Origin of the sequence: Glycomyces amatae (assembly GCF_020991375.1) — a bacterium.
Taxonomy (GTDB): Bacteria; Actinomycetota; Actinomycetes; order Mycobacteriales; family Micromonosporaceae; genus Glycomyces; species Glycomyces amatae.
The window spans coordinates 1-26,796 of the sequence record NZ_JAJLQZ010000020.1 but is presented as its reverse complement, the minus strand read 5'-3'; the positions used below and the strand labels follow the sequence as shown (position 1 = coordinate 26,796).

The window sequence follows — 26,796 nt, the reverse complement described above, 5'->3', positions numbered from 1 at the left end:
CGGCACCGCGCCCGGGGTCTCGACCCGAGCCCGGAGACCGCAAGGGCCCCTGCCGCTCCGGCGGAGTGTCGCACCCGCCGGGCACCCTTGTACAAGGGGCGTGCAAGGGGCGCAGCGGCGCGACACACCCGGCCCCGGGGGGCGGAGCGCCGGCGCGCGATGTCGGACCCGCGCGGCATCCTCGAATTCGGGGGCGTTCCTTTCCGACACACCCGACTTCGGGGGCCGAACCCGTCCCTCGAACACCCCGCCCCGGACCGGTCGCGTTCTGGAATGTCGTACCCGCCTGGCAGTCTCGAATCCGGGAGCGGTTCTCTTCTGCCTCTTCTTGGGCCGCTCTCGCTCGCAGACGATCGGCCGGGACCGCGCTTCGCGCGGTCCCGGCCGATCGTTGCGTCTCCCTGTCGCTCTCGCCGCCTCCGGGCTCAGGCCCAGACCTGGCCGTCCAGGGCGTTCGCGGCGTCGTCGAGTCCGTCCGAATAGGCGCCCGTCGACAGGTACTTCCACCCGCCGTCGGCCACCAGCATCGCGATGTCCGCGCCGCGCCCGGCCTTCACCGCCTCGCGCGCCAGCGCCAGCCCCGCGTGCAGCACCGCCCCGGTCGAGAGCCCCACGAACAGGCCCTCCTCGCTGAGCAGCTCACGCGTGCGCCGCAGCGCGTCCTCGGTGCCGACGCTCAGGCGCCGGTCGAGCACCTTCTCGTCGTACAGCTCCGGCACGAACCCCTCGTCGAGGTTCCGCAGCCCGTACACCAGCTCGCCGTACCGCGGCTCGGCCGCGACGATCTGCACGCCCGGCGCGTGCTCGCGCAGGTACCGCCCGACCCCCATGAGGGTCGCGGTGGTCCCCAGGCCCGCCACGAAATGCGTGACGTCCGGCAGGTCGCGCAGCAGCTCGGGTCCGGTGCCCTCGTAGTGCGCGGCCACGTTGGCCGGGTTCGCGTACTGGTTGAGCATCACCCAGTCGGGCCGCTCGGCGGCCATCGCGCGCGCCTTGGCGACCGCCGCGTTCGAGCCGCCCGCGGCCGGGGAGAACACGATCTCCGCCCCGAACGCGGTGAGCAGCTGCCGCCGCTCCAGCGAGGTGTTCTCGGGCATGACCGCGACGAGCTTGTAGCCCTTGCGCCGCGCCAGCATCGCCACCGCGATGCCGGTGTTCCCCGAGGTCGGCTCCAGGATGGTCGCGCCGGGCGCCAGGAGGCCGTCGGCCTCGGCGGCCTCGATCATCTTGGCGGCCACGCGGTCCTTGACCGAGCCGGTGGGGTTGGCCCCCTCCAGCTTCACCCACAGCCGCACCTCGGGCGAGGGCGACAGCCGCGGCAGTCCCACCAGCGGCGTGTCGCCGACGGTGGAGGTGATGTCGTCGAAGCGCGCCACGGCGATCGCCCCGGACTACATGCCGCCCGCGACGGCGGGCAGGATCGTGATCGAGTCGCCGTCGGAGAGCTTGGCCTCGAGGCCGCCGATGAAGCGGACGTCCTCGTCGTTGATGTAGACGTTCACGAAGCGGTGCAGCGCGCCCTCGTCGGTCACGACGCGGCCCTTCAGGCCGCTGTACCGGGTGTCGAGGTCGTCGAACAGCTTGGCGAGGGTGTCGCCCTCGCCCTTGACGATCTTCTCCTGGTTGGTGTGGCTGCGCAGGATGGTGGGGACGCGGACTTCAATGGACATACTGGTCTTCCCTTTAACTCGGTGAGCAGCCCTCCGGGGGTGCTCGATGTGTCTGGTTCGCAGCGGCACGGCTGCATGGCGCATGCCGGGGCCGCGGGCCCCGGCGCGGAATCAGGAACAGTCGTAGACCGTGGAGTCGGGGGTGTGCGCGAACTTGTAGCTCTGCACCGCCTCGGGCGCGCCGGTGACCTCGATGGGCTCCTCGGTGACCTCGCCGTCGGCGATGCGGAAGGAGCGGACCTCGGCGATCTCGGGGTCCTTGGTGGTCACGAGCACGTAGTGGGCGCCGGGCAGGCCCATGTCGGAGGCGATCTTGGTGTCCGAGCGCGAGGGGTGGGCCTCGGTGTGGGTGTGCGAGTGGTAGGCCACGACGACTTCCTCGTCGTTGTCCCACATCTGGTCGTACACCTGCTTCCACTCTTCGGCGTCGAACTCGTAGAAGGTGGTGGAGCGGGCGGCGTTGATCATCGGGACGTGCCTGGTCGGCACTCCCTCGCCCTCGGGGCCGACGACGAGGCCGCACGCCTCGTCGGGGTGGTCTGCCCGGGCGTGCGCGACCATCGCTTCGACCAGCTCATGCGCGATCCGCAACACGCAAGCAAGCGTACACGCGGTCACTTCGCCCCGACAGCCCTCGCTCAGAGCGTGAGACGAGGCTCGCGACCTGCGCCGGAAGGGAATAAAGGGCGGTGCGCGAGCGGCGCTCGCGCAGAGGCCCGCCGCGGGCCGGGGTGCATTACGCTCTCCCCATGTCCGTCACGCTGCCCCGCACGCCCCTGTACACCGACCACTACGAGTACACGATGCTCGAGGCCGCCCTGCGCGACGGCACCGCCGAGGCGCCGTGCGTCTTCGAGGTGTTCGGCCGCCGCCTGCCGACCGGCCGCCGCTACGGCGTGGTCGCCGGCATCGGCCGCCTCTCGGAGGCCATCGAGCGCTTCCGGTTCGAGGACGCCGACCTGGAGGACCTCACCTCGCGCGGGGTGGTGAAGGAGTCGACGGCCGAGTGGCTGGCCGGCTACCGGTTCAAAGGCGACATCGACGTGTACGCCGAGGGCGAGCTGTACTTCCCGGGCTCGCCGATCGTGACGGTGACCGGCACGTTCGCCGAGTGCGTGCTGCTGGAGACGCTGACGCTCTCGATCCTCAACCACGACTCGGCGGTCGCGAGCGCGGCCGCGCGGATGGTCACGGCCGCGCGCGGGCGCCCGATCCTGGAGATGGGGTCGCGGCGCACGCACGAGGCGGCGGCGATCGCGTCCTCGCGGGCGGCCTACCTGGCGGGGTTCGCGGCGACGTCGAACCTGGAGGCGGGGCGCCGCTACGACGTGCCGACCTCGGGCACGAGCGCGCACGCGTTCACGCTGCTGCACACCTCGGAGATCGCCGCGTTCAAGGCGCAGATCGAGGCGTTCGGGACCGAGACGACGCTCCTGGTGGACACGTACGACATCACGCAGGGCATCCGCAACGCGATCGAGGCGGCCGGGCCGCGCCTGCGGGCGATCCGGATCGACTCGGGCGACCTGGACGTGATGGCCAGCGGGGCGCGGGAACTGCTCGACGAGCTGGGCGCGCACGACACGAAGATCGTGGTCTCGGGCGACCTGGACGAGTTCTCGATCGCGGCGCTGGCGGCGGCCCCGGTGGACATCTACGGCGCGGGCACGGCCGTGGTGGTCGGGTCGGGCGCGCCGACGGCGCAGCTGGTGTACAAGCTGGTCGAGGTGGAGGGCCGCCCGGTCGCGAAGCGCTCGGAGCACAAGGGCACCAACGGGGGCCGGAAGGTCTCGGTGCGCCGGCACAAGCCGACGGGCACGGCGGTGGAGGAAGTGATCGTCTCCCAGGGGGAGCCGGAGTCGCTGCCGGGCGACAAGCGGCTCCAGGTGCCGCTGTTCCGCGGCGGGGAGCTGGTGCCGCAGCCGACGCTCGAGGAGTCGCGCGAGCTGCTGCGCCAGCGGTTGATCTCGATCCCCTGGGAGGGCCTGAAGCTCTCCCCCGGCGATCCGGCGATCCCGGTGGTGCAGAAGCACGGCGGCGAGTAGCCGGCGGCCCCGCGCCGCGCCCGGTCGCGGCCGCCGCGGCATTGCGGCGAATAGTTCTTTTTGCGCCCCAGGTGTTTCCACGTCCCGCAGGGGATCTGTCACACGTCTCCCTGCGCTTTCGGGATACGATGCGGTTGCCCCCTGTCCTTGTTCTCCCCGCGACGTTCCCGCGATCCTCCGAAAGGAACCGCCCCAATGGTGTTCAGCAAACTCAAGGCCATTCTCGGTAGTGGCATCCAAGTCGACACGCTCCTGCACGAGAAGCACGTCGTCCCCGGCGGGACCCTCAAGGGCGAGGTGCGGATCTCCGGCGCCGAGGTGGACGCCGCCGTCGAAAGCGTCGAGATCGAGTTCACCGCCCTGGTCGAGGACGACAGCAAGGGCGAGGACGCGCCCGGTTCGGTGCACGACTACTTCAAGGCCGAGGTCTCCGGGAAGTTCGACCTCGCGAAGGGCGCGGCCCACCCGATCGCGTTCGAGGTCCAGGTGCCCTGGGAGACCCCGTTCAACAACGTCGAGCAGCGCCCGCTGGTGGGCGGCATGAAGCTCGGCGTCTCGACGCACCTGGCGCTGGACCAGGCCCTGGACAAGGGCGACCTGGACTGGCTGACCGTGGAGGCGCTGCCGGTGCACAAGGCGGTCTGGGAGGCGCTGGAGGCCTTGGGCTTCGCGTTCCAGGAGACCGACCTGGAGCTGGGCACGATCCAGGGGGCGACGGTGCCTTTCTACCAGGAGGTCGAGTTCTGGGCGACCGAGGGCGAGTTCCACGGCCGCATCCAGGAGCTCGAGGTCGTCTTCGTCGCGGGCGAGGCGAACACGGACGTGGTCTTCGCGGCCGACAACTCGGCGGAGCTGCTGGCGCCGGACCTGAACTCGACGATCCGGTTCTCGGTGCCGACCGCGTCGACGGACGTGGTGGAGACGGTGAAGGCGCAGCTGACGCAGCTGGCGGCGCAGAAGGGCGTCTGACGCCGCGATCCCGTGGGAGAGGTCCCGCCTCCTCCGGGGTCTTGAAGCTTGAACGCGAAGGGCGGCTCGGTGGGCGACCACCGGGCCGCCCTTCGTCGTGCCCGGGGTCGGCGCCGACAGGCGGCTGGGGCGAGGGCCCCGAGGGGGCCTGAGGGGCGGCGTGAGCGGCGTCGGCGGGGAGATCCGGGGCCGGACTTGCCAAGTTCTACGTATACGTATAGTCTATACGTATACCAAGGCGGACCCCTGGAAGGAGGTTAGGATGCCGCTATGCCCAACAAGACGATCTACGTCGCCGACAAGGACCTCGACCTCTACAGCCGGGCGCAGGAGCTCGCCGGAGGGAACCTGTCCAGGGCCATCTCGATGGCGCTCCAGCGGTACGTGGACGTCGAGGAGGGTCGGATGGAGGGCTTCGAGGAGATCACCGTCCGCGTCGGCCCGGGCACCGGCAAGAACCGGCAGCGCCGGCGCTTCGTGGGCGTCAAGCTGGGCGAGTGGATCCGCTCGGACGAGAAGAAGGCCGAGATCTACCGCGTGTACCGCGCCAGGTCGGGCAAGTTCGTCATCCACGCGGAGAAGACGCCCGACTACGTGCACGTGACCGCCGAGACCGGCTGGCGGAAGATGCTCGGCCTGGGCGAGCAGTTCTACGGGTCGTCGACCGGCGAGGCCACGCTCGAGGTGGTCGAGACGATCGAGGAGCTCAAGGCCAAGATCCCGGCCGAGCTGTACGCGATGGTCGCCGCCACCGTCGAGGCGCCGCCGGTCGAGGACCTCGACATCTGACGCGGACGCAGGCGCCGCAAGGCGACCGCCGACCGCAGGAGCGCCGCGAGGCGATCCGCGGAACCGGCCCGGCCGCCCGCCGGAATCCGGGACGGCACCGCCGACCGCGGACCTGAGCCACCGGCCGGTCGGCCGGCATCGGTCGACACCGGCCGACCGGCCTCCAACCTTCGACCTTCGACCTTCGACCTTCGAACGCACCTGACAGGGCGCGACTTGTCGTACCCCGCGGGCACCATCGAAGCCGGGGGCGGCTCCGATCCGACACACCCGACCTCGGGGAACGGCCGACCGCACCACAGGCCCCGCCGTCCGCACCGACCGCGTCGCCGACCGCAGTACCGACACCACTGACCACACCGCTGCCCACAGTGCTGACCACGGCGCTGACCACCGCACCGGCCGCGGCACCACCCGGACCGCCGCCGACCCGGGCCCGACCCTGCCCACCGACTGTCCACAAAGCACAGAAAGCCGTGAGGTGCGCCCATGTTCGACCTCGGGACGATCCTCACCCTCTACCCGCCGCCACTGCGGCGACCGGGGCGGCGGCCGCCCGCGACCGCGCCGCCGGACCCTCCGCCGACCGCGCCGCCAGGCGCGCCCGCGCCGTGTCAGGCCGCACGTCAGCCCGATGTCAGCGCCGTGTCAGCGGCCCCGGCCACAGTACTCACATGCCCGGCGCGGCCCAGAACGACGAGCCGCACCGCGACGAACGAAGCCCGACCCGACACCCGAGCCGCCGCGGCACCACCGCCCGGCGGCGCCGAAACCCGAAGCGAGGAACGATGAACACCACCAAGCCCCTGGCGATCGAAGCCCGGAACCTCACCAAGTCCTACGGCGACACCGCCGTCCTCGGCGGCATCGACATCGCCGTCCCCGAAGGCACGGTCTTCTCCCTGCTCGGCCCCAACGGCGCGGGCAAGACCACCACCGTCAACATCCTGACGACCCTCATCCCCGCCGACGGCGGCGACGCCTTCGTGGGGGGCCGCAGCGTCGCCCGCGAGGCCGACGCCGTCCGCAGGACCATCGGCGTCACCGGCCAGTTCGCCGCCGTCGACGGCCTGCTCACCGGCCGCGAGAACCTCCACCTCATGGGCCGCCTGCACCATCTGGGCAAGCGCGAGACCCGCCGCCGCGCCGAGGAGCTGCTGGAGCGCTTCGACCTCATGGACGCCGCCAAGCGCGCCCCGGCCACCTACTCCGGCGGCATGAGGCGCCGCCTCGACATCGCCATGTGCCTCATGGGCGAGCCGAAGGTGATCTTCCTGGACGAGCCGACCACCGGCCTCGACCCGGCCGGCCGCCGCACCGTGTGGTCGAGCATCCGCGAGCTGGTCAAGGCGGGCGCCACCATCTTCCTGACCACCCAGTACCTGGAGGAGGCCGACGAGCTGGCCGACCGCATCGCGGTCCTCGACGGCGGCAGGCTCGTCGCCGAGGGCACCCCCGAGCAGCTCAAGCGCATGATCCCCGGCGGCCACATCAGCCTCCGCCTGCACCGCGCCGACCAGGTCGAGCGCACCGCGCAGATCCTGAACGCGAGCGGCTCGGACGCCGACCAGCTCACGGTCCAGGTCCCCTCGGACGGCTCGGTCACCTCGCTCCGCAAGCTCCTCGACGTCCTCGACCGCGAGGGAATCGAAGTCGACGAGCTGACCATCCACACGCCCGACCTCGACGACGTGTTCCTGTCCCTCACCGGCAACGCCACCGCCTAGCCGCCGCCGCTTCGCAAAACCACAAGGAGAACTCCGATGAGCACCCTCGCCCACAGCCTGTCCGACACGTCCACCATGCTGCGCCGCCAGCTCAAGCACATGCTGCGCTACCCGTCCCTGACCCTCATGCTCGTGGGCATGCCGGTGGTCTTCCTGCTCCTGTTCGTGTACGTCTTCGGCGGCACGCTCGGCGACGGCCTCGGCGGGCCGACCGGCGGACGCGAGGCCTACCTGACCTACCTGACGCCAGGCATGACCCTCATGGCGATCGTCGCGGCGGTGCAGGGCACCGCGATCAGCGTGGCCATGGACATGACCGAGGGCATCATCGACCGGTTCCGCACCATGTCGATCGCCCGCGTCTCCGTCCTCACCGGACACGTGATCGCCGCCATGATCCAGGCCTTCCTGTGCATCGCCGTGGTCCTGCTGGTCGCGATCGCCATCGGGTTCCGGCCCGAGGCCGACCTGCTCGGCTGGCTCGGCCTGGTCGGGGTCTTCGCCCTCATCTCCTTCGGCCTCATCTGGCTGACGGTGGGCCTGGGCATGGCCGCCAAGACCGTCGAGGAGGCGTCCAACACGCCGATGCCACTGATGCTCCTGCCGTTCCTCGGCTCGGCGTTCGTGCCCACCGAGTCCATGCCCACCGCCGTCCAGTACTTCGCCGACTACCAGCCCTTCACCCCGTTCATCGAGGTGGTCCGCGGCCTCCTGTTCGACACCGCCGTCGACGGCACGGACCTGGTCCTGACGATCGCCTGGTCGCTGGCCCTGGCCCTGCTCGGCTACGTCGTCGCGAAGAAGAAGTTCAACAAGCGCTAGACGCCGCAGACACGACCGGGAGACACCCGAAGGCGGGCCGCGAATGCGGCCCGCCTTTCGCCGTCCCGACCGGGATCACCGCCGGGGCCGCCCATAGCGGCCGCCGAGTCCCCCAGAACATCTTTCATGTTGTGGCGCGGGCGGGCGATGAATTCCCGGCGGCGGGCTCGTCTTTACGGGCATAACCCATTGCCACCCTCAAGGAGCACTCGACATGACTGCCGTCACTTCCACCCCTCCGGCCACTGTCGCATCGCAGTCGACCGCCTCACTCACCGCCCGCCTGCTCGGTTGCGGCGTCGCGGCCGCACCGCTGCTACTCGCCGTCACGATCGCGCAGGCCGCGACCCGCGACGGCTTCGACCCGGTCGTGCACCCGCTGAGCCTGCTGAGCCTCGGCGACCTCGGCTGGATCCAGATCACGAACTTCGTGGTCTCGGGCCTGCTGGCCTTCGCGGGCGCCGTGGGCCTGCGCCGGGCGTACGCCGACGGGCCCGCGTCCAAGTGGGCGCCGAGGCTGTTCGGCGTCTACGGCATCGCGCTCGTCTGGGCCGGCGTGTTCGTCGCCGACCCGGCGTTCGGCTACCCGATCGGGACGCCCGACGGCGCCCCCGCCGAGCTGAGCTGGCACGGCATCCTGCACTCGTTCGCCCCGGCCGGAGCGGGCCTCACCCTGATGGTCGCGTGCTTCGTGATCGCGCGGCGCTTCGCCCGCGAGGGCCGCACCGCCTGGCGCGTCGCCTGCTATATCGTGCCGGTCGTGTACACGGCGCTCAACGCGGCGTCGTTCGCGGCGGCGGACTACCGGTGGATGCTCGCGGGCGGCATGGTCATCTGGCTGTGGGCCTCGGCCGTCTCGCTCCAGGCGCTCCGGTCCGACCGCTGACACCCACCGGGCCGTGATCGGCCCGCCGCGGACCGAGCCCTGCCGAGTCCCAACGCGTCCTGTTGAGCCCTGCCGAATCCGGCGGGGCTCGGCGGGACGCCACCACCTGATCCACCTCACGACCACTGGCGAAGGAACGGCCGCACCCGAAGACCGGGTGCGCCGAGCCGAACGACCGCAGACCAGACCGCAGAGAAAGAAGGACCACATGACCGCGCAGCCCAAAGGCCCCGCCTCGTACTTCCCCTCGATCGAGAAGACTTACGGCCGACCGATCGCCGAATGGCTCGAAGCGTTGAGCGCGAGCGGACTCAGCGGGCACAAGGCGCACGTGGACTGGCTCAAGGCCGAGCACGGCCTCGGCCACGGCCACGCGAACGCGCTGGTCCAGTACCACCTCAACCCGGGGAAGTGGCCGGAGTACGTCAGCGGGCAGTAGGGCGCGGCGCCTCGTGCCCGACGTCGTGCACAGGCGCCGCATACGGCGGGTCGCGCTCAGCGGATGCAGGAGGCGTCGAAAACGATCGCGGCCGAGAGAGGCGCCGTGGCAAGATCGGCTGATGCTGAAACTCACCGATTTCATCATCGACTGCCCGGACCCGATGAAGCTGGCGGCGTTCTACGCCGCGGTGGTGGGCCGCGGGCTCACCGACAGCAGCGACGACGACTGGGCCGGTATCACCTACGGGGAGGTCGAGCTGGCCTTCCAGCGGGTGGAGGAGTACCGGCCGCCGAGCTGGCCGGGCAGCGAGCACCCCAAGCAGTACCACCTCGATTTCGAGGTGGACGAGTTCGAGCCCGAGCAGCGCCGGGTGATCGAACTGGGCGCGACGTGGCAGAAGGACTTCATCAGGGACGACGGATACGGGTGGCAGGTCTACACCGATCCGGTGGGGCACCCGTTCTGCCTGTGCCGCAACCCTGGCGCGGTGTGGCCGTAGGAGAGTGGGAGCTCGTTGCGAACCGTCCGGCCGAGGCGCCTCCAGCAGGTGAGGACGCCGGTGACGCCCTGGTCATGGTGAGCCCTGCCTGATCCACGGCCGCATTCCGCCTGGCGCGGGCGTCCTCGGATCGATCAGGAATCGAGCAGCCGCGACCGCCCTGACGCCACTACGGTGAAGGCATCGTTACCGCAGGTAGAGAAGGGAATCGGACGTCATGGGCGACACCTCGAAGGCCGACGGGCAGGAGCGCGACGACGCCTCGGCTGGAGGATTCTCCGAACAGGAGCGCGCCGCGATGAAGGCGCGGGCCAAGGAGCTGAAGGCAGAGGCGCACGGCGGCCGCAGCGCCAAGAAGGCGGCTTCACGAGGCCGCGGTCCTGTCGACGATCGCGGAGATGGCGGAGCCGGACGGCGCGACGGCCACCCGCCTGCACGCCGTCATCACCGCCGCCGCCCCGGAACTGGCACCGAAGTTGTGGTACGGCCAGCCCGCCTACGCCAGGGACGGGAAGGTGGTGTGCTTCTTCCGCAGCGGCCAGGTCGACAAGGAGCGGTACTCCTCGCTCGGGTTCACCACCGAGGCGAATCTCGACGAGGACGGCGGCCTGTGGCCGACCTCCTACGCCGTGACCGAGCTGACCGAGGCGGGCGAGGCGACGGTGAGTCGTCTGGTCAAGCAGGCCGTGCGCTGATCCCGTCGCCATGCCCGGCGGCGACGTCGCCGGGCGGGACCGGCCGACCGCAGTGGACGCCAACGGGGATTGCGCCAGGGTTGGGTCGGGGGCGCCTTGGATGAGCGGCTCGAACGCCGGTGAGCCGTGGAGGCTCGCCGACGAGCCCGCCAGGGCGGGGGATGTCGGCGGGGCATGAATCGAACATCGGGCCGGTGCGTCGGTCGCCGCACCGGCCCGATGCCATCGCTTTAAGGGTGTGGATCAGCGAGCGTGGCCCAGCAGGCTGCGGAGGTCGGCGGAGGTGAGGTCGAAGACCGGGGAGCCATCGCCGAGCTTGGAATCGCGGAGGTGGAAGCCGTCAGAGTCGGAGCACGGCGAGACTTCGACACAGTCGGAGGTGTTAGTGCCGCCGCTGAGAGTGCTCTTACGCCAGACCCGGCGGACTTCGATGCAGCTCGAGTCAATGCCAGCACCGCTGTAAGTGCTCTTGCGCCAAGCTCGGCGGACTTCGACGCAGTCAGAATCGTTGCCAGCGCCGCTGCGGGTGCTCTTACGCCATGCGGTCACATCGGTAGTCATCGCCGTAGTCCTCGATTCGGATCGCCAACTTCCACTTGGTCTTGCGGAAGTCATCGTAGCTCGCGATTCGATCGAGATCATCGATGCACCAGCTCGAGTCATGCCCCTCGGTGTAGACGAAAGGCGGTCCGGCGAGCTCGCTTTCCCCGGGCTTGTAAATGCTGAACATGCCTTCACCACTGCGAACGGGCTCGGTGAGGATGCGGATCTCGACACCGGGCCGGGCAGCCCATTCCCGCAGGTACGCCAACTGTTCTTGATAAAGCTCCTCGGACTCCCTACGGAGTTGGATCATGGCGGCCTCGCCGATGAGGAATTGGAACACCGGGCCGTCGGTGCGGGAACCGATGGCCTTGCGGCGCTGGGATTTGAACTTCCAACCGGAGCGGAGCCGGGACTCGGACGCGGTCGGCTCGGTTTTCAGGATCACGATGAAGTGGTATCGCTCGGTCTGCAACGGTCCCGGGATGAGGTGCGGGTCCCACTTGAAGACATCGCCGTAGTACTCCTCGGCGAGCGCGACGAACAGCGCATTGAGGCGGGCGGTCGCCTCGATCGGCATGCCGCTCTTGCGAGCGCGGGCGACGCTCTTCATGTACTCGCTGATCTCTTCGCTCAGGCCACATGCCTTCGCGATGTTGCCGATCGAGTGTGCCGAGATGTCGGTCTTGCCGGTCTCCCAGGCGTGAATGGTCTCCTTCGACCGGTCGACCGCATCCCCGAACTCCCGTTGCGACATCGCGACCTCAATGCGGCCCTTGCGAATCATCGTCTTCAGGAACCACCAACCGGAATCACGCTTCGCCATGCCCGTCCCCCTGTTTGACTCGTCGTAGTCGGCTTATCACTATCGCACAGGGGATCTGAGAGGCGGATAGGGAGAATCACTGCGGTAGCGGAGAAGGTGGAGTTTTACCACTGCGATTTCTACACCTCGGCCGCTCCACTGTGCCTCCGGAGCGACCAAGTCTCTTATTGTGACCTGCGGAAACACCGCCTACATTCAAGATGCCTAGGCGCATCCGAGCGCTCCCGCGGCATGGCGCGGAACAGAGGCCCGCCTCCCGGTGGCGCAACACGCAGACGCCTGGCGCAGATCAATCGGATATCCGACAGAGTCCAATTCTGAAATGGAGGGGATCAGTGAGTCGCCAAAACCTCGTAACATCCGCTGCCGATCCACTGGAACGCGGTCAATTCACCGACGGGCACAGCCGCTTCAACGTCCGCGCCTCAAGCGCCCAAGCCCCCGACTCGTTCCAGGTCTACGCGAACAGCAACCACGCCGACCTCGTCCTCATCGTCTCCGGCCTCATCTCCGGCAACCTGCACGCCACCTGGGGCCAGGGCTGGCGCACCTTCGCGCCCGAATGGAAGATCTGGCTCGAGGACACCGCCTTCACCGTCTTCTACAACGGCACTCAAATCAACCAGCGTCCCGGGAAGGTGCGGTTCTGTGAAGGCTGACTCCACCTCCTCCCCCCGCGACCCCGAGGACCGGTGGAACCTCCGCTCGGACGGCGAGCCCGGCGTGGACGGCCACCTCGGCGACTTCCGCAGGGGCCCAGCGGTCTTCTCGCTCTACCGGCTCGGCTCCGACTTCCCGGCCCGCGCCGACAAGTTCACCGAGTACCTCCTCGACGTGGACGACGGCGCGGGCCCGCGCGAGTGCTGCCGCTTCACCGACGACGCCGACGACGTCCCTGCCTGGAACCGCTCCTGGAACGGCGATGAGTGGTGCCCCTGGATCCTCGAGCAGGCCCGCGCCCGGATCGCCGAGCCCGACACCGGCTGAACCCCCACTCCCCCATGCGGGGCCGGTCGATCCAGGTGGGGGTCGACCGGCCCGCCCCCCACACCGCCCACGGCACCGTCCCCGACCCCCTCCCCGGACCGTCGTCGCCGACCGGCCCGGCGAATCGAGAGCCGCCGGGCATCCTCACTCAGGGCCGCACCGCCTACTCGTAGGCGAGGTACCGGCCCGGCTTGTCGGGCTCGGCGATCTCGAAGCGCAGCCGGAGACCGGCCCCTTCGATCATCTCGACCTGTTGCGCGAACTGCTCATTGGTGACGATGAGAGGACTCGGCAGGCCCCAGTCCTTCGCGAACCACGCCCGAAGAGCGTCGAGCAGCGCGCGATCGGTTCCCGTCGCCAGTCGCGACCTGCGGACCCAGAAGTACACCGCCGCTTCGTACTCCTCCCACCGGCGGTCGCCGACCGGGGTGATGCGCGCCTGGGTGAACATCCGCGCATCGGGCGCCACGACGTAGACGCAACCGAGGCACTCCGCTCCGGCCGGGTCGGTCACCGTATAGGTGAACGTCTCGCGGTTCGCATGGCGCCGTTCGAGCTTCTCCAGGTCGGCGCGGTTGGCCTCCACGGTGAAGTCGTCTTCGGGCCAGCTGGACTGCTCCCACGACCGCAGGTAGTCCCTGCTCTCCATCACGGCCGCGTAGTCCGCCTCGGCGTCGGCGGCCAGGATCGGCCGGAGCGTGAAGTCGCCCGTCGTCAGCCCCTCGGGGGCGTCGATCCCCTTGTCCTTGAAGGACATGGTTCCCTTCCTTCCTTCGTGTCGCTCGGGGTCACGGGGCGCCTCGGGGCGTCCCGGGGGCGTTCCGGCGCGCCCCGCGGGCCCGCCCCCGTCTCGGTCCCCGCCCCGTCCTCGCCTTCAGTCCTTGTCCCACCGCATGAGGATGCGCTCCTTGAACATCTGCCGCTCCATGCCGCGGGCCGCCTTGCGGTCGTACTCCACGAACCCCAGCTTCCGGTAGAGGCGGAACGCGTTCTCGTTGAAGTCCAGGACTTCGAGCGTCAGGGAGCCGTACTCCGGCCGGTCCATGACGTGCCGGAACAGCGCGGTGGAGACGCCCCGGCCCCGGGCCCGCTCGGCGGTGGCGACCCACTCGACGTAGCCGTTCCCGTCGCCGTAGTGCAGCGGCGCGTTGAACGACCCCTTGAGCGCGGCGTAGGCGACCGACCCCATCAGGAACCCGAGGCTGCGCCGCAGCAGGGTCTTGTCCGCCACCAGGGCGCGGCGCGTGTCGCTCGAGCAGCCCAGCATCCCGACGACCGCGCCGTCGAGTTCGGCGACGTAGAACATGTCGGCGCGGATGCCGTCCCGGAACGCCAGCGCGAGCTTCCGCCGGTTCTTCGTGAAGTAGGCCAGCTTGGGGAAGAAGCCCTCCACCAGCAGGGCCGCCACCTCGTCGCGGATCTCGCGCTCGTAGGCGTCCATCCGCCGCACCGTGATCGACCCCGGCGCGTCCTGCTCCTTCGCTGAAACTTCGTATGACATACGAAGATGATAGCGTCAGGCGGCCCGCCACGCGATCCCGATATTCGGCCCTGCCGTTCGACCTCGCCATTCGGCGCCACCATCCGACCCTGCCGTCCGACCTTGCCATCCGACCCCGGCGCCGACCGCGCCGGCACCGACCGGGAACTGACGATGACTGCTCACGACAATCCGGACCTGGACCGGCTCGACCTGCTCTGGGGCAGGCCTCCGCGGCGGGCCCGCGGCCCCCGTCCCTCGCTCACCGTCGAGCAGGTCACCGACATCGCGATCGAACTGGCCGACGAGTCGGGCCTGGACGCCGTGTCGATGAAGCGCCTCGCCGAACGGCTCCAGGTCGGCACCATGACGCTCTACACGTACGTGCCGGACAAGGCCGCGCTCCTGGCGCTCATGCTCGACCGGGTCGTGGGCGAGGTGACGCTGGCCGAGCCCTCCGAGGACTGGCGGGGGCACCTGCGCCGGAGCGCCGAGGCCCTCCTGGCGCTGTACCGGCGCCACCCGTGGACGATGCAGATCAACGTCGAGGGGCCGCCGCTGGCGCCGAACCAGATGCGCTACCTCGAATCCCTCCTCCAGGCGCTGTCGAAGACGGGCCTGGGGCGCGGGGAGGCGCTCGACATCGCGCTGTCGCTGACCTACTTCGTCCTCGGCACCGCCAAGACCACCGGCGGCGTCCTGGACGCCGAGCGGACCTCGCCGCTGAGCCCGGAGGAGATCCGGGCGGGGCGCTCCGAGGCGGTCCGGCGAGTGCTCGACCCCGCGGCGTTCCCGCTCGCCCTCGAAGCGATGACCGAGAGCATCGACGGCGCCCCGCCCGGCGGGCTCTGGAACAGCCTCGGGTTCGCGTTCGGGCTGGACCGGTTCATCGACGGCATCGCCGCGTACGCCGAAGCGCGCGGAAAGCGGTAAACAGAGCCGAATCGCAGGGGAAGCGGTGGCCCGGGCCGAAGCGCGCGGGAAGCGGTAGCCCGGGCCGCTTCGAGCGGACGGACGGCGGCCCGGACGCGCCGGAAGGGCCGGTCGATCAGGAGAGCGATCGACCGGCCCTTCCCTGAACCGTTGCGTCGCAAGGCGAAGAGGCCGGCTCGCGGGTCGGCACCGGAACACCTGCGAAGGTTCCGGTGCCGACTCGCGAACCGGCCTGCGAACTGGCCTGGGGACCGGCCCGAGAACCGGTCCCGCATACGGCCCGACCTGCGGGTCGGCCCCTACCAGTTGTCGGTCTTCACGTCGCGCGGCGCGGGCCTGCCGGAGTCCGTCTCGATGAGCTGCTTGAGGCTCATCAGGAAGCTCGCCCACTTCGTCGAGCAGTGGTGCATGAACTCGACCGGTTCGCGCCAGCCCTCGTGCTTGAACAGCAGGATCGTCCAGTCGCCGTCCTGCTTGAGGTCCCAGTGGATCCTGGTCCCGATCCATTCGGGGCTGTCACCGCCGACGACCTCCCAGAGGACGCGTCGGCCCGGATCGCGCTCGGTGAGCGTGAACTCGAAGCCGCCCCCGGGGAACCGGAACTCGGTCAGGCCCTCGGCGTCGGACTCTCCTGTCGTGTCCTCGACCCACCAGGCGCGGATGCCGTCCAGCGTGGTGAGGGCTTCGTAGACCCGCTCGGTCGAGGTGTTCTCGAAGCCGATGCGGTGAAGGATGTCGACCATCTTCGTGTTCCTTTCCAGTCGTTCTGCTCTCGGTTCTCTTGGCTCTCTTGGTTCTGTTGCCGCTCTTGCGGTTCGGCCTATTCGGACCGCTCCTGCCGTTCCTGCGGTTCCGACCGGGCCGGCTGCTCCGCGGGATTGCCCGCGCGGTTCTCCTTGCGCTCCCCCGCGCGTTGGATCCGCTCGGCGATGCGCTTGATGCGCTGCATGCGGGCGTCCCAGGCGGCGCCGACCTCAGTGAGCTGGGCGACGGCGCGGGCCAGCTGGTGCTCGTCGACCCGGTAGTGGCGTTCGCGCCCCGCGGTGCTCGCGTGGACCAGGCCGACCCGGTCGAGCACCGCGAGGTGCTTCGCGACCGCCTGACGGGTCACCGGCAGGTGCTCGCTCAGGCTCGTCGCCGTGCCGCTGCCCTCGCTCAGGAGCAGGTCGAGCATTCGGCGGCGGGTCGGGTCGCCGACCGCCGACCAGAGGTCGTCGTCCACTGCGGTGTCCCCTGAGGCGCCCGTGGCGGCGCCTCGCGCACCGTCCATCGCGGTGCTCACCGGTCCGACCCGACCTTCGCAGCGTAGGCGGGCAGGCGCGGCAGGAAGTGGTCCCAGCCGGCGGAGTGGTCGGCGTGCGCCTCGGCGATCTTCGCCTCGTCCCAGCCGCGCTCGCGGAAGCCGCTCTCGGTCATGCGCAGGCGGGTCCCGGTGCCGACCGGTTCGAGTTCGAACCGGACGAGGAACGAGTTGCCGGAGGCGGCCTGCTCGCCTTCGAGATGGGTCCAGCGGAAGGAGAAGTGGTGCGGGGGCATGGCGTCCACGACGGTGAACTGCTGCCAGTCGACGCTGCCGTCCACCTCGCGGAAGCCGATGCGCCCGGCCTCGCCGGGGACCGGCGCATACTGGGCCTCGTCGGGCCACCACTCCTTGAGGTGCTCGGGGCTGCTCACCACGTCGAAGACCACCTCCGGGGAGGCGTCGATGTGGAGCTCTCGCTCGATGGTGCCGAACTCCTCGGCCGGTCGGGGGCTCGATTCGATGTCGGTCATCTCGTCCGCCGCCTTTCGCAACTAATCGCAACCTTTGGTTGCTCTTAACGGTAGCGGATCGCCGGGCAATGCGCAACCGTTAGTTGCATATAAATGTGCGACCGACCGCCCCGGCCGTGTTTCGGCTGATCAGCGGCGCGCAGATCGCAGGAGCAAGCCCGACGCGCCGGGGGCTACTTCCCCGCGATGTAGTCCTGGGCGTCGGCGAGGTAGCCCTCGATCTCCTGCTCCCAGGCGTAGACCTCGGCCTCGCGGTCGATGAGCCGCTCGACGTACATGCGGGCCCACCGCTCCTCCGCGCCGTCGCGCAGGCCCGAGTCCTCGGCGCACTCGGCGAAGTCCAGGGCCATGGCGAACTCGAAGGCCACGGGGTCCTCGGCGTCCTCCGCCGCGTCCGCCAGCGGCGGGACGTCCTCCTCCATGCCCTCGTACGAGGTGCCGTCGCCGTAGAACTGCCCCGCGTACCAGTGGACGGGCAGGTAGCCGAGGTCGTCGAACCGCCACTGGCCGTGGCCGCGGTCCTCGACGCAGGCGAGGAAGTCCTGCTCCTGGTCGACGTACTCGGCGGACAGCTCCTCGTACAGCTCGCCGTCGCCCACCCAGGTCAGGGGGCTCTCCAGGTCGGGCCGGATCCAGGCGGAGCCCCAGTCGCGCTCCAGGTGGACCGGCCCGCCGTAGACGATCTCGATCGTCTCCAGCTCGCAGCCGCCGAAGGGGGGCGCCTCGACCGGGTCCTCACCGGCGCTCATGGACTCCAGGTACGCCAGGCGCTCCGGGCCGTGGAAGGCCTCGAGCCACTCGCGCTGGTACTCCTCGCCCAGGGCCTTCCACTCCTCGTACTCCTCGTACTCGGTGGGGTCGCTCCAGCCCATCTCGTTCCCGGCGAAGGCGAGGTAGTCCAGGTCCTCGCGCATCGCCCGGGCCTCATCGGTGTCGGTCATGCCCACCCAGTAGCCGAAGGCGAACTTCTCGGCCTGCTCGACCGTGGGGACGCGGGCGTACGGCGAGTTGAAGCCCTCGAAGCGGTTCGGGATCATCATGCCGTGCATGAGGTTGCGGTCGTGGACCGTGAAGCCCTCGTCCTGCATGCACATGGAGGCGACCCGCGTCTCCGCCTGGGTCAACTCCCAGGCGAGTTCGGAGCCGTGGGCCAGGCTCTCCTCGATGCGGACGACGTCGTCGTCCGTGACCTCGGGAGGCGTGTCGGAGCATCCGGTGAGGAGGAGCGGGACGGCGAGCAGGGCGGTTGCGGTGCGGCGCATCTCGGTGACCGCCTTTCGGGGGTGGGTGGTCATGAGACCGCCACTGTAGCGAACGGCGGCGGCCGTAAAAGCCGTGCGGGGAGCGGGCGGCGCTGGATACGCTCGCGGCGGGAGCAGCCGGGCGCGAGCGGTGCCCGGCCTCCGAGGAGGAGACGACTTTGACATCCAGGACCAGGACCTTCGGGCCCGGCGGCCGCGTGCCCGACCTCGCCGTCGAGTGGCACGCGGGCTGGCCCTCGGCCAAGCACGACCCGGCGCCGGAGATCCAGTCGCACGCGGCCGAAGAGCACACGGTCATCATGCGGCAGAACATGTCCGTGAACTTCGAGGCGCCGTTCATGTTCCTGCTGTTCGGGCACAGGTCGGCGCTGCTGATCGACACCGGGGCCACGGCAGAACCCGAGTACTTCCCGCTGCGCGAGGTCGTGGACGCGCACATCGCCGACTGGCTGGAGCGCCACCCGCGCGAGGACTACCGGCTGATCGTGGCCCACACCCACGGGCACGGCGACCACAAGGCGGCGGACGGCCAGTTCGCCGACCGGCCGCGCACCCGGATCGTGGGGCCGGGCCTGGAGGCGGTGACCGCGTTCTACGGGTTCGACGACTGGCCGGCCACGCCCCGCGAACTGGACCTCGGCGGCCGGGTGGTCGACGTGATCCCGGGACCGGGGCACCACGCGTCGGCGACCGTGTTCTACGACCGGTGGACGCGGCTCCTGCTCACCGGCGACACGTTGTACCCCGGGCACCTGTACGTCCAGGACTGGGACGCCTACAAGGCCACAGTGGACCGGCTGGTGTCGTGGTGCGATGAGCACCCGGTGTCGCACCTGCTGGGCTGCCATGTGGAGATGTCGACCGAGCCGGGCGAGGCCTACCCGCGCGGGTGGAGCCACCAGCCGGACGAGGCGGCGCTGCCGATGAAGGTCGAGCAGCTGCGGGCGCTGCAAACGGCGCTGGAGGAGATCGGCGGCGCGCCGGGCGTGCACGAGTACGACGACTTCCACATCTGGTACCGGGCGGACTGACCCCCGGGCAGTGCGCGGCCGCAGGCGCTCTAGCCTCCGGCGAGGTGGTCCTGGGCGTTGGCGAGGTACCCCTCGATCTCCTGCTCCCAGGCGTAGACCTCGGTCTCGCGGTCGATGAGCTGCTCGACCTTCATGCGGGCCCAGGCCGCTTCGGTGCCGTCGCGCAGCCCCGAATCCTCGGCGCACTCGGCGAAGTCCAGCGCCATCGCGAACTCGAACGCCTCCGGCCCCTCGGCCTGGAGCAGGTCTTCGGCCTCGTCGGTCAGTTCGGGGACGCTCTCGTCGTCGGGCATGCCGAACAACTCGATCGCCTCGGGGTACGCGCGGGACAGGTAGTCGACCGTCGGCAGCCGGCCGACCTCGTCGAACTCCCACCGGCCGTATCCGCGTTCGTCGAGGCAGTCGAGGAACGCCTGCTCCTGTTCGACGTACCGGGCCGAGAACTCGCCGTATCCGGCGTCGCCGAGCGAGGCGAGCGGGTTCTCGGTGTCGGGCCTGCTCCAGTAGTCGCCGTCGTCCGCCTCCCACCGCTCGGGCCCGCCGTAGACGATCTCGATCGTCTCCAGCTCGCAGCCGCCGAAGGGCGGCTGCCGCCCGAGGTCGATCTCGGCCGGGTCCTCGCCCGCCTGGAGCGCCTCGGACATGGCGGCCTCGTACGCGACGCGCTCCGGCCCTAGGAACGCCTCCTCCCAAGCCTGCCGGTACTCCTCGTCGGTCGCCTGCCACTCCTCGTGGGCCGCATCCCATGCGGGATCCCACCAGCCGTCCTCCGCGGCGGTGAACGCGAGGTAGTCCGGGTCTTCGCGCACGGCCTCGGCGTCGGGCGAGTCGCCGAAGGAGATCCATTGGCCGAAGGCGAACTCCTCGGCCTGCTCGACCGTGGGGATCCGGGCGTACGGCGAGGCGAAGCCCTCGAACCGCCCCGGGGTCACGCCCCCGTGGAGGGCGTTCTCGTCGTGGACGTCGAAGCCCAGGTCCTCCATGCACATGGCCGCGACGCGGGTTTCCGCCTGGGTCAGCTCCCAGGACAGCTCGGAGCCGTTGGCGAGGCTCGCTTCGATGCCGGCGATGTCCTCGTCGGTGACTTCGGCGCCCTCATCGGAGCATCCGGTGAGCGCGAGCGAACCGGCAGCCAGAAGTATTGCGGCACAACGCATCTCCACGACCGCCTTTCGGGAATCGGGTCTGGAGGCCCTCACCTTAGCGAATCCCGGCGGGCACGCGGCCGACCACCGGCGCGGTCGGCCGCGGCAGCGGGTCAGACGTGGTCGCGCCAGGAGTGCCGCGGGTCGTAGCCGAGGACCCTGCGGGCCTTGTCGATCGACAGGAGCGTCTCGTGGCCCTCGACCGGGCGCCGGAGCTCCAGGTCCGGATAGTGGGCCTTGACGAGTTCGGCTGTGGGCGTGGACATCACGGTGTCCGGTGAGGCGATCACGAAGACCTCCTTGCCGGTGCCGTCGCGTTCGAGGCCGAGGCGGACCGCCTGGGCGCCGTCGCGGGCGTCGATGTAGGACCAGAGGTTCCAGTTCCGCAGGCCCGGGTCGCTCTCGAACGAGGGGAAGGCCGCGTAGTCCTCGACGTACATGACGTTCGAGAAGCGCAGGCCCGTGGCCTTGAGCGCGGGGTTCCAGCGGCAGAGCTCGCCGACCATGGTCTCCTCGAGGGTCTTGACGAGGGAGTAGGTGGACTCGGGGCGGGGCGCGTACTCCTCGTCGACCGGGAGGTAGGGCGGCGGGGTCTCGAAGGGGAGGCCGAGGACGGTCTCACTGGAGGCCCAGACGACGTTGTCGATCCCGGCGACCTTCGCGGCGGCGAAGACGTTGTAGGTGCTCAGGATGTTGTTGCGGAAGACCGCCGAGTTGGCCTGGAGGCCGGGGGCGGGGATCGCGGCGAGGTGGACGACCGCGTCGAGGCGGTCGTAGCGGTCGTCGACGCCGGTGAGGGCGCCGACCACCTGGCCGTAGTCGGTGAGGTCGATGCTCAGGTAGGGGGCGAGGCCGTCGGGCGAGGGCGCGCGGTCGAGGTTGACCACGTCCCAGCCGTGCTCGACCAGGTCCCGCACGCAGGCGCGGCCGAGTTTGCCGCTGCCTCCGGTCACCGCCACTCGCGCCATGGCGCGTCCCCCTTCGATAGTGCCCGCGGCCCGCTGCCGCGCGGCGTCGCGCCCGAGGGCGGCGGAGCCGCCGGCTTCGGGCCGTACGGCCCGAAGCCTAGAACCTGGAGCGCACTCCAAGGCAACCGCCCTGGTCGCCGGGGTGGCGCTCCGCCGCGATCGGGTCAGCCGCCCGAGCCGACGAGGCCAGTGGCGAGCAGCAGCAGGATGATGCCGCCGAAGGCGAAGCGGTACCAGACGAACGGCATGAAGGTGTGGCTGGAGACGAACCGCATCAGCCAGGCGACCGAGATGTAGGCGACGACCGCCGAGACGAGCACGCCGGTGATGATCGCGCCGAGCGGGACCGAGCCGCCGCCGAGCTCGTCGAGTTCGAGGATGCCCGCGCCGGTGAGGGCCGGGATGCCCAGCAGGAAGGAGAAGCGGGTGGCGCTCTCGCGGTCGAAGTCCCGCAGGAGGCCCGCGGTCATGGACGCACCGGAGCGGGAGACGCCCGGGAACAGCGAGAGGACCTGGACGAGGCCGACGAACACGGCGTCCTTCCAGTTCGCGTGCAGCTCGGTGCGCTGGTGGGTGGCGACGCGTTCGCCGAACCACATGACGAAGGTCCAGCCGATCGCGCCGAAGGCGACGACCCAGAGGTTGAAGATCCGGTCGACGTAGCCGGACAGGAGGATCCCGGCGAGGCCGATGGGAACGGTGCCGATGATGACGTACCAGCCGTACCGGTAGTCGATGCCGCGCCGGTCGGGGCGGAACAGGCCGACGCTGAAGCCCTTGACGATCCGCCAGATGTCCTTGGTGAAGTAGGCGAGGATCGCCAGGATGGCGCCGCCCTGGATGAGCGCGTTGAAGGCGATCACCGAGCGGTCGGCCGGGTCGAGGCCGAGAAACTCGGAGAACAGCACCAGGTGGCCGGTCGAGGAGATCGGCAGGAACTCGGTGATGCCTTCGACAACGCCGAGGACGAGCGCGTCGACGATGCTCATCTCACTGCTCAAGGAGGGTCCTTCCCATAGATTCGGTTCCCGCGAAAGGTTACGTGGCGAGGAGGGGAGCCGCCTCGGCAGAAGGGCCGAACCCGCCCCTGCCGAAGGTAAGGAACAGTCGCCGCGCAGATCAATCAGTCCTCGCTCCCCGACCTACGCCCGGGGCCGTAGGCCGGCGCCGTGCTGCGTCCGCTGGGGTACGCGCGATATTCGACGCCGGATCGACGCCCCCGCCTCGATCCGGCGGCATGCTTGCCAGCAGTTGGGCGGCAATGTGATTGGAGCTGAGACTCATGATCCTCGTTACCGGTGCGACCGGAGCGGTCGGACGGCCGCTGGTGGCGGCGCTCGCAGCGCAAGGAGCCGAGGTGCGGGCCCTCACCCGCGACCCCGACAGTGCCGACTTCCCAGACGGTGTCGAAGTCGTCGGCGGCGACCCGTCGCGACCGGACACGGTCACCGGGCACCTCCACGGCGCGCGAGCGGTCTTCCTCAACTCCAGAGCGATCGGCGACGCGGTCGGCGAGTTCGCCGACCTGGCGCGCCGCAAGGGCGTTCGCCGCCTGGTCGCGTTGGCGGCCTATAACGTCGAGCACTCGCTGGCATTGCAGCCCTCCCGGTATATCGGTGATCGCAACCGGGAATGCGAGGCCGCGGCCGAAGCGAGCGGCCTGGAGTGGGTGAGTCTGCGACCGGATGTGTACGCCAACATGGCCCTGCCGCTGTGGGGCGGGCAGCTGGCGCGCGGCGACGAGGTGGCCTGGCCCTGCCCTGACTTCACCGAAGCCGCCGTCGACCCCAGGGACGTCGCCGAGGTCGGCGCCCACGCGCTCCTGCACGATGATCTCCTGGGGCGCAAGCCGGTCCTGACCGGGCCGGAGGCGATCAGCCACGCCGCCATGGTCGATGCCCTCGCCGAGGCCACCGGCAGGCCGCTGCTGTACCGGGACGTCACGTTGTTCGACATCGCAGAGCAGTTCGACGCCATGGGCCAGCCGCCGGAACTCACGGCCTCGTTCATCGCCCGCTTCGCCGCCTTCGACGGCCGGCAGGCCGCGGTCACCGACGAGGTCGAGCGGATCCTCGGCCGTCCCGCACACTCCTTTCTGGACTGGGCCCGCGACCATGCCGCGCACTTCACGAACGGAGTCGTCTGATCTCATGAACAACCCCACGCCGCTTCGGGACTGGATCGCCGAATACGCCGCGACCGCCGACACGCTCGATCCGGACGCGCCGCTGGACGACCTCGAGCCGCTGCGCGACATGATCGGGAACGCCCGCGTCGTCGGCATCGGCGAGAGCGCCCACCACATGCGCGAGTTCTACCGACTGCGCCACCGCCTGCTGCGGTTCCTCGTCGAACGCTGCGGCTTCAACGTCTACGCCTTCGAGGCGGCGGTCCTCGAATCGCGTACCGTCGACGCCTGGACCGCGGGCGGCCCCGGCACCGTCGAGGAGGCCGCCGCCGCCACCACCGGCACCGGCCTGGCCCGGTGCCAGGACATGCACCGCACCCTCACCTGGCTGCGCGAGTACAACCGCGGGGCCGCAAGGCCGGTGCGGTTCGCAGGGATCCTCCCGGGCGACGACCGGACGTCGCCGCTCGGAGAACTGTCCGAAGTGGCGTCGTACCTCGAACGGCACGATCCCGAAGCCCTGCCGCTGGCCCGATCGGCGATCAAGGCCGCGTCGCACTATCCCGACCCATCGATCGTCAAGACCCTCACCGCCTACGAGGAGATGGGCGACGCCGCCCGCGACGCGCTGACCGCCGCTCTAAGCCGACTACAGCTGCGCTTCGAAAGCATGTCCGCTCATCAACGCGCACAAGGGAACCAGCGATCTCATGCCGAGGCGATGGCACACCTGCGCCGCGCCTGGCACATCGACCACTTCACCCGGGACATGACCGGGCACGGGCTACCGGTCGGACCGACCAACCTCGACAACGCCATGGCAGAGACGGTCATCGGGCTGCTCCAAGCGAACGGCCCCGACACCCGCGTCGTGCTCGGACTGCACAACGTCCACCTCCGCCGCACCGCGACCGCCGCCGACGCCGCAGCCGGTCGCTTCCCCGCCGGATACCACCTGGCCCAAGCCCTCGGCGACGAGTACGCCGCCATCGCCGCCACAAGCGGCGACGGAAGTGCCGTCCGCAGTGAACTGGACCCTGAGGAGCCCGAAGGATTCGCGTTCAGCATCCGGCCGCTCCAGATCCCGCCGGACGACAGCGTCGAGACGGCCTTCACCGGCCCGGCACCGCTCACGATCGCAAACCTCCGCGAGGCCCGCACCGCGACCGGCGACGCCGGGTCGTTCACGAAACTCCGCATGGAGGACTACTTCGCCGACTCGCCCGTCCTCGACGACTACGACATGGTCGCCTACCTCCCCACCGCCGAGCCCACCGAGTACCCGTTCGCCGAAGCCTGACCGATACGGGGGCAGCCCTTCAGCCGACTGGTCGAGGGCCGTCGCCGCGCCGTCGAGCAGGGCGTCGCGCACCTGCAGCATTCGGCGATGCCGCGATCCGGCCACGACCGCTGGGGCACACGCGCGGCGTGGCAGGATCGCGGCATGACCCCCATGCGCACTCCCGCCATCCGGATCGGATCAGCCGAGATCATCGCCCTTCCCGATGCGACGGGCCCCTTCTTCTCACCGCGCGCCGAGGCGTTCCCCGACGCCACCGCCGAGCAGTGGGCCGCGGCCGACCGCCTCGACCCGGGCGCGGTCGACGCCGACGGGCGCTGGCTGCTCCAGTTCCGCGCGTTCGCGATCCGCGCCGAGCAGGGCCTCACCGTGGTCGACGCCGGGATCGGCCCCGCCGACAGCCCCGCCGCCTCCTGGGCGCCGGTGCCCGGCCTGCTCCCGCAGTCGCTCGCCGCCGCCGGGATCGATCCGGACGAAGTGGACACCGTGGTCCTCACCCACCTGCACACCGATCACATCGGCTGGGCGGTCGTCAACGGGCACAACAAGTACGGCGAGACGCCGCGCCCCGACCCGCACCCCTACTTCCCCAACGCCGAATACCTCTTGCAGCGCAGGGAACTCGAGGCGATCGACTCGCTCAACCCGCAGCTGCGCGGCTCCCTCGTCGAGCCTTTGGAGGCCACCGGGCAGCTGCGCCTGCTCGACGGCGACACGCCGCTGCGGACCGGCCGCGTCGTCGCCACCCCGGGACACACGCCGGGACACCAGAGCGTGCTCGTGGAGGACGGCCGCGACCTGGCCGTCGTCACCGGCGACCTGCTCGTGCACGCGGTCCAGCTGCTCCACCCGGAACTGGCGTACGCGCACGAGGTCGACCCGGAAGAGGCACGGCGTTCGAGGGAGCGGATGCTCGACGTCGAGGCCGGCAGCGTGCTGCGGCTGGCCACGCCGCACCTGACCGAGCCGTTCACCTCGCCCTGACGCCGCGACGACTGATCGCGCCTTCGATCCGCGGACCGGTGCCGTTCCGTTGCGGCTCAGGTGGGTCGGTCCTGCTCGCGGCCTCGCTCAAAGCGCCTCGCGGTCGCCGATGGACTCCGTCTCGTGAAAGGGCTGGTACACCGTCCGCCCCGTTCGCCGGGCCTCCGCCGCCATCGCGACGCGCGACCGGTGCACCTCGACGAACAGGGACGCCGCCTGTTCCAGCGGGAAGAAGCCGAACGCCTCCAGCTCCTCCTCCTGCAACCGGATCAGCCCGGGGTCCGCGACGGTCCCGCCGTCGAAGACGTAGATCGTCATGGGCGCCGACACGAACGCATGCCGCGGCGCATAGTCGAGCACCAGCAGATCACCGACCGGCAGGTCCAGCCCGATCTCCTCCTTGACCTCGCGTGCGCACGCCTCATGCGGGGACTCGCCCGTGTCGACCATGCCGCCGACGAACTGCCAGTCGTCGCGGTGGTTCGGCTTGACCAGCAGCACGCGGCCCTCGGCGTCGGTGAAGAAGGCGCACGCCACGGCGTACGAGACCGCGAAGCTGTCGAGCAGCTCCTGCGGCAACGGTCCCAGTCGATTCATGAGGCGAACCCTACCGACATGTCCCGCCCTCCACGGATCAGGCGGAAAGCGCGTGCGGGCTCCTCGGCGGCCTCGCCGCCGAGGCCGTGGGACGGGCCGGAGCCGGTCGGCGCTCGGTCAGAGGAGCCGGTGTTCGGCCGGGCGGCGACGGCGGAGCGGGAAGGACCGCCGATGCGAAAGCCACGGCCTCCCGAGGAGGCCGGGGCTTTCGCATCGACTACGGGCGGGCCCTTGGCCGGGTCAGGCGCCGGTGGGGGCCGGTTCTCGGTCGGGGGTGTGGAGGCGCAGGGATTCC

The 26,796-nt window shown here is 70.2% G+C and carries 30 protein-coding genes and 1 pseudogene; 16 read left to right on the top strand and 15 right to left on the bottom strand.

From position 1 onward, the window contains the following. Positions 1–425: 425 nt before the first annotated feature. From LO763_RS23085 to LO763_RS23075, 3 genes are all read right to left on the bottom strand, one after another. The gene (locus tag LO763_RS23085; protein WP_230789474.1) at positions 426–1,376 is read right to left on the bottom strand and encodes a PLP-dependent cysteine synthase family protein; all 951 of its coding nucleotides are present in this window, start codon (positions 1,374–1,376) and stop codon (positions 426–428) included. 15 nt (positions 1,377–1,391) lie between these two features. Further along, positions 1,392–1,670: a MoaD family protein gene (locus LO763_RS23080; protein WP_230789471.1), complete on the bottom strand. Its 279-nt coding sequence runs from the start codon at positions 1,668–1,670 to the stop codon at positions 1,392–1,394. Between the two features lie 111 nt (positions 1,671–1,781). Beyond that, the gene (locus LO763_RS23075) at positions 1,782–2,264 is read right to left on the bottom strand and encodes a M67 family metallopeptidase (protein WP_369432062.1); all 483 of its coding nucleotides are present in this window, start codon (positions 2,262–2,264) and stop codon (positions 1,782–1,784) included. Between the two features lie 155 nt (positions 2,265–2,419). Here LO763_RS23075 and LO763_RS23070 point away from each other — a divergent pair, with 155 nt between their 5' ends. The 9 genes and pseudogenes from LO763_RS23070 to LO763_RS30100 all read left to right on the top strand — a co-directional run bounded on the left by LO763_RS23070 (position 2,420) and on the right by LO763_RS30100 (position 10,544). Continuing rightward, positions 2,420–3,715 (top strand): nicotinate phosphoribosyltransferase, encoded by a 1,296-nt coding sequence (locus LO763_RS23070; protein ID WP_230789468.1) that lies wholly within the window; start codon positions 2,420–2,422, stop codon positions 3,713–3,715. A 195-nt stretch (positions 3,716–3,910) separates the two neighbouring features. Continuing rightward, positions 3,911–4,684, top strand: coding sequence for a sporulation protein (locus LO763_RS23065; protein ID WP_230789466.1), 774 nt, complete (start codon positions 3,911–3,913; stop codon positions 4,682–4,684). Positions 4,685–4,954: 270 nt separating this feature from the next. Then, entirely contained in the window at positions 4,955–5,473 is a 519-nt protein-coding gene (locus LO763_RS23060) for an EXLDI protein (protein ID WP_230789464.1), read from the top strand. Between the two features lie 788 nt (positions 5,474–6,261). Further along, complete coding sequence (locus LO763_RS23055; protein ID WP_230789462.1) at positions 6,262–7,200, top strand: ATP-binding cassette domain-containing protein; 939 nt, start codon at positions 6,262–6,264, stop codon at positions 7,198–7,200. Positions 7,201–7,236: 36 nt separating this feature from the next. Next, positions 7,237–8,022 carry an ABC transporter permease gene (locus tag LO763_RS23050; protein ID WP_230789460.1) on the top strand — a complete coding sequence of 262 codons (786 nt, stop codon included), beginning with the start codon at positions 7,237–7,239 and terminating at the stop codon, positions 8,020–8,022. A 214-nt stretch (positions 8,023–8,236) separates the two neighbouring features. After that, positions 8,237–8,908 (top strand): DUF998 domain-containing protein, encoded by a 672-nt coding sequence (locus LO763_RS23045; RefSeq protein ID WP_230789458.1) that lies wholly within the window; start codon positions 8,237–8,239, stop codon positions 8,906–8,908. Between the two features lie 208 nt (positions 8,909–9,116). Next, positions 9,117–9,347, top strand: coding sequence for a DUF4287 domain-containing protein (locus LO763_RS23040; RefSeq protein WP_230789456.1), 231 nt, complete (start codon positions 9,117–9,119; stop codon positions 9,345–9,347). Positions 9,348–9,468: 121 nt separating this feature from the next. Then, entirely contained in the window at positions 9,469–9,849 is a 381-nt protein-coding gene (locus LO763_RS23035; RefSeq protein WP_230789453.1) for a VOC family protein, read from the top strand. A gap of 217 nt (positions 9,850–10,066) precedes the next feature. Next, positions 10,067–10,544 (top strand): annotated as a pseudogene (locus LO763_RS30100) (DUF1801 domain-containing protein). Between the two features lie 243 nt (positions 10,545–10,787). Here the strand turns inward: LO763_RS30100 and LO763_RS30095 are convergent. Continuing rightward, on the bottom strand, positions 10,788–11,105 hold the full coding sequence (locus LO763_RS30095) for a DUF397 domain-containing protein (protein WP_369432061.1): 318 nt from the start codon (positions 11,103–11,105) through the stop codon (positions 10,788–10,790). After that, positions 11,077–11,913: a Scr1 family TA system antitoxin-like transcriptional regulator gene (locus LO763_RS23025; RefSeq protein ID WP_230789446.1), complete on the bottom strand. Its 837-nt coding sequence runs from the start codon at positions 11,911–11,913 to the stop codon at positions 11,077–11,079. The genes LO763_RS30095 and LO763_RS23025 overlap by 29 nt, the downstream gene beginning before the upstream one ends. 335 nt (positions 11,914–12,248) lie before the next feature. On the opposite strand from LO763_RS23025, the gene LO763_RS23020 reads away from it, so the two are divergent. Both LO763_RS23020 and LO763_RS23015 read left to right on the top strand, forming a co-directional pair. Beyond that, the gene (locus LO763_RS23020) at positions 12,249–12,572 is read left to right on the top strand and encodes a hypothetical protein (RefSeq protein ID WP_230789444.1); all 324 of its coding nucleotides are present in this window, start codon (positions 12,249–12,251) and stop codon (positions 12,570–12,572) included. Next, the gene (locus LO763_RS23015; protein WP_230789441.1) at positions 12,562–12,900 is read left to right on the top strand and encodes a hypothetical protein; all 339 of its coding nucleotides are present in this window, start codon (positions 12,562–12,564) and stop codon (positions 12,898–12,900) included. The genes LO763_RS23020 and LO763_RS23015 overlap by 11 nt, the downstream gene beginning before the upstream one ends. A gap of 163 nt (positions 12,901–13,063) precedes the next feature. Here LO763_RS23015 and LO763_RS23010 read toward each other — a convergent pair whose 3' ends face one another. Both LO763_RS23010 and LO763_RS23005 read right to left on the bottom strand, forming a co-directional pair. Then, the gene (locus LO763_RS23010; RefSeq protein WP_230789438.1) at positions 13,064–13,657 is read right to left on the bottom strand and encodes a hypothetical protein; all 594 of its coding nucleotides are present in this window, start codon (positions 13,655–13,657) and stop codon (positions 13,064–13,066) included. A 117-nt stretch (positions 13,658–13,774) separates the two neighbouring features. After that, complete coding sequence (locus LO763_RS23005) at positions 13,775–14,401, bottom strand: GNAT family N-acetyltransferase (protein WP_230789435.1); 627 nt, start codon at positions 14,399–14,401, stop codon at positions 13,775–13,777. Between the two features lie 102 nt (positions 14,402–14,503). Between LO763_RS23005 and LO763_RS23000 the strand changes: the two genes are divergently transcribed. Then, on the top strand, positions 14,504–15,313 hold the full coding sequence (locus LO763_RS23000; protein WP_230789432.1) for a TetR/AcrR family transcriptional regulator: 810 nt from the start codon (positions 14,504–14,506) through the stop codon (positions 15,311–15,313). A gap of 299 nt (positions 15,314–15,612) precedes the next feature. Here LO763_RS23000 and LO763_RS22995 read toward each other — a convergent pair whose 3' ends face one another. From LO763_RS22995 to LO763_RS22980, 4 genes are all read right to left on the bottom strand, one after another. Continuing rightward, a complete protein-coding gene (locus LO763_RS22995) occupies positions 15,613–16,056 on the bottom strand; it encodes an SRPBCC family protein (RefSeq protein ID WP_230789430.1) in 444 nt (147 codons plus the stop codon). A gap of 77 nt (positions 16,057–16,133) precedes the next feature. Next, complete coding sequence (locus LO763_RS22990; protein ID WP_230789428.1) at positions 16,134–16,583, bottom strand: ArsR/SmtB family transcription factor; 450 nt, start codon at positions 16,581–16,583, stop codon at positions 16,134–16,136. Positions 16,584–16,591: 8 nt separating this feature from the next. Beyond that, positions 16,592–17,086: an SRPBCC domain-containing protein gene (locus LO763_RS22985; protein WP_230789426.1), complete on the bottom strand. Its 495-nt coding sequence runs from the start codon at positions 17,084–17,086 to the stop codon at positions 16,592–16,594. Between the two features lie 173 nt (positions 17,087–17,259). Further along, positions 17,260–18,381, bottom strand: a complete 1,122-nt coding sequence (locus LO763_RS22980; protein ID WP_230789423.1) for a hypothetical protein — start codon at positions 18,379–18,381, stop codon at positions 17,260–17,262. A 125-nt stretch (positions 18,382–18,506) separates the two neighbouring features. Between LO763_RS22980 and LO763_RS22975 the strand changes: the two genes are divergently transcribed. Further along, entirely contained in the window at positions 18,507–19,379 is an 873-nt protein-coding gene (locus tag LO763_RS22975) for an MBL fold metallo-hydrolase (RefSeq protein WP_230789421.1), read from the top strand. Between the two features lie 29 nt (positions 19,380–19,408). On the opposite strand, the gene LO763_RS22970 is transcribed toward LO763_RS22975, so the two are convergent. The 3 genes from LO763_RS22970 to LO763_RS22960 all read right to left on the bottom strand — a co-directional run bounded on the left by LO763_RS22970 (position 19,409) and on the right by LO763_RS22960 (position 22,493). Then, positions 19,409–20,536, bottom strand: coding sequence for a hypothetical protein (locus LO763_RS22970; RefSeq protein ID WP_230789420.1), 1,128 nt, complete (start codon positions 20,534–20,536; stop codon positions 19,409–19,411). A gap of 101 nt (positions 20,537–20,637) precedes the next feature. Next, complete coding sequence (locus LO763_RS22965) at positions 20,638–21,492, bottom strand: NAD-dependent epimerase/dehydratase family protein (RefSeq protein ID WP_230789417.1); 855 nt, start codon at positions 21,490–21,492, stop codon at positions 20,638–20,640. A 164-nt stretch (positions 21,493–21,656) separates the two neighbouring features. Further along, the gene (locus LO763_RS22960; RefSeq protein WP_230789414.1) at positions 21,657–22,493 is read right to left on the bottom strand and encodes an undecaprenyl-diphosphate phosphatase; all 837 of its coding nucleotides are present in this window, start codon (positions 22,491–22,493) and stop codon (positions 21,657–21,659) included. A gap of 281 nt (positions 22,494–22,774) precedes the next feature. Between LO763_RS22960 and LO763_RS22955 the strand changes: the two genes are divergently transcribed. The 3 genes from LO763_RS22955 (at position 22,775) to LO763_RS22945 (ending at position 25,904) form a co-directional block, all read left to right on the top strand. Beyond that, positions 22,775–23,638 carry an NAD(P)H-binding protein gene (locus tag LO763_RS22955; RefSeq protein ID WP_230789411.1) on the top strand — a complete coding sequence of 288 codons (864 nt, stop codon included), beginning with the start codon at positions 22,775–22,777 and terminating at the stop codon, positions 23,636–23,638. A gap of 4 nt (positions 23,639–23,642) precedes the next feature. Then, on the top strand, positions 23,643–24,920 hold the full coding sequence (locus LO763_RS22950; protein WP_230789408.1) for an erythromycin esterase family protein: 1,278 nt from the start codon (positions 23,643–23,645) through the stop codon (positions 24,918–24,920). A gap of 144 nt (positions 24,921–25,064) precedes the next feature. Beyond that, positions 25,065–25,904, top strand: coding sequence for an MBL fold metallo-hydrolase (locus LO763_RS22945; protein WP_230789405.1), 840 nt, complete (start codon positions 25,065–25,067; stop codon positions 25,902–25,904). A gap of 87 nt (positions 25,905–25,991) precedes the next feature. Here the strand turns inward: LO763_RS22945 and LO763_RS22940 are convergent, their stop codons facing one another. Continuing rightward, positions 25,992–26,501: an NUDIX domain-containing protein gene (locus LO763_RS22940; protein WP_230789402.1), complete on the bottom strand. Its 510-nt coding sequence runs from the start codon at positions 26,499–26,501 to the stop codon at positions 25,992–25,994. Positions 26,502–26,796 lie beyond the last annotated feature (295 nt).

Coding starts and splice junctions, on each gene's coding strand:
- LO763_RS22970 (WP_230789420.1), bottom strand. CDS start 20,536: ATGCGTTGTGCCGCAATACTTCTGGCTGCCGGTTCGCTCGCGCTCACC.
- LO763_RS22955 (WP_230789411.1), top strand. CDS start 22,775: ATGATCCTCGTTACCGGTGCGACCGGAGCGGTCGGACGGCCGCTGGTG.
- LO763_RS23045 (WP_230789458.1), top strand. CDS start 8,237: ATGACTGCCGTCACTTCCACCCCTCCGGCCACTGTCGCATCGCAGTCG.
- LO763_RS23010 (WP_230789438.1), bottom strand. CDS start 13,657: ATGTCCTTCAAGGACAAGGGGATCGACGCCCCCGAGGGGCTGACGACG.
- LO763_RS22985 (WP_230789426.1), bottom strand. CDS start 17,086: ATGACCGACATCGAATCGAGCCCCCGACCGGCCGAGGAGTTCGGCACC.
- LO763_RS23025 (WP_230789446.1), bottom strand. CDS start 11,913: ATGGCGAAGCGTGATTCCGGTTGGTGGTTCCTGAAGACGATGATTCGC.
- LO763_RS30095 (WP_369432061.1), bottom strand. CDS start 11,105: ATGACTACCGATGTGACCGCATGGCGTAAGAGCACCCGCAGCGGCGCT.
- LO763_RS23040 (WP_230789456.1), top strand. CDS start 9,117: ATGACCGCGCAGCCCAAAGGCCCCGCCTCGTACTTCCCCTCGATCGAG.
- LO763_RS22940 (WP_230789402.1), bottom strand. CDS start 26,501: ATGAATCGACTGGGACCGTTGCCGCAGGAGCTGCTCGACAGCTTCGCG.
- LO763_RS22965 (WP_230789417.1), bottom strand. CDS start 21,492: ATGGCGCGAGTGGCGGTGACCGGAGGCAGCGGCAAACTCGGCCGCGCC.
- LO763_RS22945 (WP_230789405.1), top strand. CDS start 25,065: ATGACCCCCATGCGCACTCCCGCCATCCGGATCGGATCAGCCGAGATC.
- LO763_RS23005 (WP_230789435.1), bottom strand. CDS start 14,401: ATGTCATACGAAGTTTCAGCGAAGGAGCAGGACGCGCCGGGGTCGATC.
- LO763_RS23070 (WP_230789468.1), top strand. CDS start 2,420: ATGTCCGTCACGCTGCCCCGCACGCCCCTGTACACCGACCACTACGAG.
- LO763_RS23035 (WP_230789453.1), top strand. CDS start 9,469: ATGCTGAAACTCACCGATTTCATCATCGACTGCCCGGACCCGATGAAG.
- LO763_RS22990 (WP_230789428.1), bottom strand. CDS start 16,583: ATGGACGGTGCGCGAGGCGCCGCCACGGGCGCCTCAGGGGACACCGCA.
- LO763_RS22995 (WP_230789430.1), bottom strand. CDS start 16,056: ATGGTCGACATCCTTCACCGCATCGGCTTCGAGAACACCTCGACCGAG.
- LO763_RS22980 (WP_230789423.1), bottom strand. CDS start 18,381: ATGACCACCCACCCCCGAAAGGCGGTCACCGAGATGCGCCGCACCGCA.
- LO763_RS23060 (WP_230789464.1), top strand. CDS start 4,955: ATGCCCAACAAGACGATCTACGTCGCCGACAAGGACCTCGACCTCTAC.
- LO763_RS23055 (WP_230789462.1), top strand. CDS start 6,262: ATGAACACCACCAAGCCCCTGGCGATCGAAGCCCGGAACCTCACCAAG.
- LO763_RS22950 (WP_230789408.1), top strand. CDS start 23,643: ATGAACAACCCCACGCCGCTTCGGGACTGGATCGCCGAATACGCCGCG.
- LO763_RS23080 (WP_230789471.1), bottom strand. CDS start 1,670: ATGTCCATTGAAGTCCGCGTCCCCACCATCCTGCGCAGCCACACCAAC.
- LO763_RS23050 (WP_230789460.1), top strand. CDS start 7,237: ATGAGCACCCTCGCCCACAGCCTGTCCGACACGTCCACCATGCTGCGC.
- LO763_RS23065 (WP_230789466.1), top strand. CDS start 3,911: ATGGTGTTCAGCAAACTCAAGGCCATTCTCGGTAGTGGCATCCAAGTC.